Origin of the sequence: Sphingomonas segetis (genome assembly GCF_009720245.1) — a bacterium.
Lineage (GTDB): Bacteria > Pseudomonadota > Alphaproteobacteria > Sphingomonadales > Sphingomonadaceae > Sphingomicrobium > Sphingomicrobium segetis.
Genome location: NZ_WJSQ01000215.1, coordinates 1 through 3,298, shown reverse-complemented (window position 1 = coordinate 3,298; position 3,298 = coordinate 1). Strand labels below are relative to the sequence as shown.

At 65.9% G+C, this 3,298-nt stretch carries 3 protein-coding genes; 1 reads left to right on the top strand and 2 read right to left on the bottom strand.

Annotated features, from left to right (window positions below):
- Positions 1-275 precede the first annotated feature (275 nt).
- Positions 276-2,492 (top strand): winged helix-turn-helix domain-containing protein, encoded by a 2,217-nt coding sequence (locus GH737_RS13865; RefSeq protein ID WP_155265372.1) that lies wholly within the window; start codon positions 276-278, stop codon positions 2,490-2,492.
- A gap of 113 nt (positions 2,493-2,605) precedes the next feature.
- On the opposite strand, the gene GH737_RS13860 is transcribed toward GH737_RS13865, so the two are convergent.
- Positions 2,606-2,821, bottom strand: a complete 216-nt coding sequence (locus tag GH737_RS13860) for a cold-shock protein (protein ID WP_155265371.1) — start codon at positions 2,819-2,821, stop codon at positions 2,606-2,608.
- 264 nt (positions 2,822-3,085) lie between these two features.
- Positions 3,086-3,298, bottom strand: a 213-nt coding sequence (locus tag GH737_RS15900) for a hypothetical protein (protein ID WP_230558826.1), incomplete at its 5' end; no start/stop codon positions are given.

Below are 3,298 nucleotides of genomic sequence, written 5' to 3'. Positions count from 1 at the left end.
GCGGCGGCGGCGGAGGCGGCGGCGCCGGATGCACGTTCCTCGGCCCGTCATAACCGCCGCCGGAGCCGCAACCGGGCACGCTCGCGACGAGGCCCAGCGACGCCGCGATCAAGAGCTTTCGATAATGTCTCATGTCAAACTCCTCTGAAATTCTTCGCAAATCGGCGGATCAGCGCCGGAGGAGTTATTCGACGACAGGACAGCCGTTATCGGCTAGTGTGGCGCGGTGATTTATTGGTGATGAAATGCTGATGATTGCGAACCGGACCTCGTAAATGGGCATACCCCGGATCAATCTGGCGGAAACGCCGGACTTCGATCTCGGGGGACTGCGGGTCAGCCCCGCCCGCCGCCAGGTCTCCATGTCGGGCGAATGCCGAGAGCTTGAGCCGAAAGTTGCCCAGGTCCTCATCGCCCTGGCGTCCGCAAGCCCGGCGGTGGTCTCGCGAGACAATCTCGTGGAGCAATGCTGGGACGGCCGCATCGTCGGCGACGACGCGCTCAACCGCTGCATCCTCGCCTTGCGTCACCTCGCGCGCGAATATTCGCCCGAGCCGTTCGCGATCGAAACCGTGCCCCGGGTCGGCTATTCACTCGTTGCCGGGCCGGGCGAGGGCACGGCTCCGCGGCAGCGTCGCGCAAACCGCCCGAAAGTGATCGCTCTTGCTGGGGTTTTTGCCCTGATGCTGGCCGGCGCCATCCTGATTTCTTGGATGCGCTCCGGTTCCACGGAGGCTGCCCCGGCTTCGATCGCGGTACTTCCGTTCCGAAACCTCTCCGCGGGGGATTCCTATTTCGCCCAGGGCGTAAGCGAGGAGATACTCGCCACTCTTTCCCGCGAACCGCAGTTCCGCGTGGCCGGCCGGGCCTCGTCCACGGAGCTGGGAACCGATCCCGATGTGCGCGACGTGGCTCGACGGCTGAAGGTCGATTACGTGCTCGAAGGAAGCGTACGCCAGCAGGGCAACCGCGTCCGCGTCAACGCAGATCTCGTGAGGGCAAGCGATCGCACACGAATGTGGTCCGACAGTTACGATGGCACGCTCACCGACATTTTCGCGATCCAAAGCGCAATCGGGCAGGCCGTCGCGGGCGGCCTGCGTCGCCAGCTGGTCCATTCGGCGCCAGGAACGGCCCGCGTCGTCAACGGTGATGCCTATGCGCTTTATCTGAACGCACGCGGCCTGTTGCGGTCCGGCATGGCCAGCGGCAATCCCGACGCCATCGCACTCCTTAATCGCGCGATCGCGCTCGATCCCAATTTCGCGCCGGCCTGGGCGAGCCTGGCGCAGGCATTGACGCTCCAGGGGCGGGCCAACGGCAATGAAGGCATGATCGCAATCGTCCCGCAAGCTCGCGACGACGCCCGGCGAGCCCTTCAGCTCGATCCCAATGTTGGCGAGGCGCACGCGGTGCTCTCAGAGCTCCTCGGCTCGGACTCGCCCGAAGCCATCGCGGAGATGGCGCGTGCGGGCGAGCTCGCCGTGCGTACGGGCGAAGGCCAATTGTGGCGTGCAAGAGCGCTCCAGGCATCGGCTCACTGGCAAGAAGCCACTTCGGCAATCCAGCGCGCTCATGATCTTGATCCGTCTTGGTCGGACCCCTGGCGCTTCCTCCTCGATCACAAGGCGTTGCTGGGCGATCGGCCGGCGGCCGAAGCCGCGATCAGGATCGGGTTTGCAAACGATACGGGCCTGCAGAGTTTCGGCTTGGCCCGCCTGGCATGGTTTGCCGGCGATTTTTCCGAAGCGGCACGCAGGTGGTCGGACCTCGCAAAATCCGAGACGCCATGGGCAGGCCCTTCGAAGCTCAGCCTTCAGAATGCCTTATACATGCTGAAGCTGTCGAAGGATCTACCTTCGCGGCCGCCCCGGCCGAGCATCGGGCAGCAGCGATCAACCCCGGCAAACGTGTGGATGGCGACCGCGCCTTCGACCGCCGAGTGGCAAAAGCGGAACCGCTCGTGGGCAGCCGAGCTCGTCTATCGCGACGAGAACGTCGTCGCCGCCAAGCTCATGCTGAACGCCGACCGGGCGCGCGAGCTCGTCGCGACTTACGACAGCCCAACCGGCTTGCTGGGCCTCCGCCCTGGACAGCCCGTGGGAACCTGCTTCCTGCAAAGTGCGGCGATCGTCGCGGTCGCGCTCCGAGCGGTCGGCCGCGGGGAGGAAGCCGACACGATTCTGCGCCAGGCCGATACCGCCATTCGCGCCGCCTACGCTCGCGGCCCGGTCCCGTTATGGCTCGAGGACGATGCAGCCGGCATCTGGGCGCTGCAAGGTCAGTCCGGCATGGCCGCCGACGCTCTCGACCGTGCGCTCCGCCGCGGCTCCGCCCATGCGACGCGCACCGACTTGCCACGTTTGCAGGATGAACCGGCCCTTCGACCACTGCGCGGCGACCCTCGTTTCGAAACCGTGCGCGCGAAGTACGACGCCCATTTCGCCAAGGAACGCGCCGAAACGGCGCGCGCTCTTCATATCAAGGCCTGACACCAACCCAGAAATTGCGCTGTCCTACAGCCAAATAAGATAGCTGCGCCGCCGCCTTTGTCCCCCGACCCCGGGAGGGAGACGCCCACCCTTGGGCGCCTCCCCTAAACACCTTACTCCCCGCCGGCGTCCTTCAGATTGCACGCCTTCATCTTGCCGCGCTGGTCCTGCTCGGTGTCGTAGGTGACTCGCTGGCCTTCGCGCAGCGTGGTCATGCCCGAACGCTCGACGTCGGAGATGTGGACGAACGAATCGGCTCCGCCGCCTTCGGGCTGGATGAAGCCGAAACCTTTGGATTCGTTGAAAAACTTGACTGTTCCTGTGGGCATTTCTTGATTCCTTCTTCGGATCGGCCCGGACTGTCCGGACCTTCATTGCTAAGCTCGGCGTCGGAGAAGGAGAAAGGTGCCGCAAAAGCGCCCGTGCCCGTCCATTTGCGACCGGTAGCGCCGCGACCCTTAGCCTAATCGGCCGCGGCTGTAACCGTTCCGATTGGCGCCGAGCAAGCGACGACGACGACCGCACCGGCGGAACCCGGCACCGCGATCGCTCGCGGGGCCGTCCGGCGCTCGTGGAACCAAGCCGAGCGGTTTTCAGAAATTGCAGTTGTTGGGCTCGGGCGCATCGATCCGGCGCGTTGCGCCGACCGGAACGAGCTGGACCGCGACCGTCTCCGCGCGGCGGCGCCGGACTCGTTGCGGATCGGGTGCACGTGGCCCGCGCCCTCGTCCACGAAGCCTTCGCCGGCGATAGCGGACGGGCGTGCACAGCGACGAGCCCGTCGCCGGCGTGCAGTGGGCCGGACC

What these genes read in the sequence shown, in the direction of transcription:
- GH737_RS13860 (WP_155265371.1), bottom strand. Translation starts at nt 2,821, where the DNA reads ATGCCCACAGGAACAGTCAAGTTTTTCAACGAATCCAAAGGTTTCGGC.
- GH737_RS13865 (WP_155265372.1), top strand. Translation starts at nt 276, where the DNA reads ATGGGCATACCCCGGATCAATCTGGCGGAAACGCCGGACTTCGATCTC.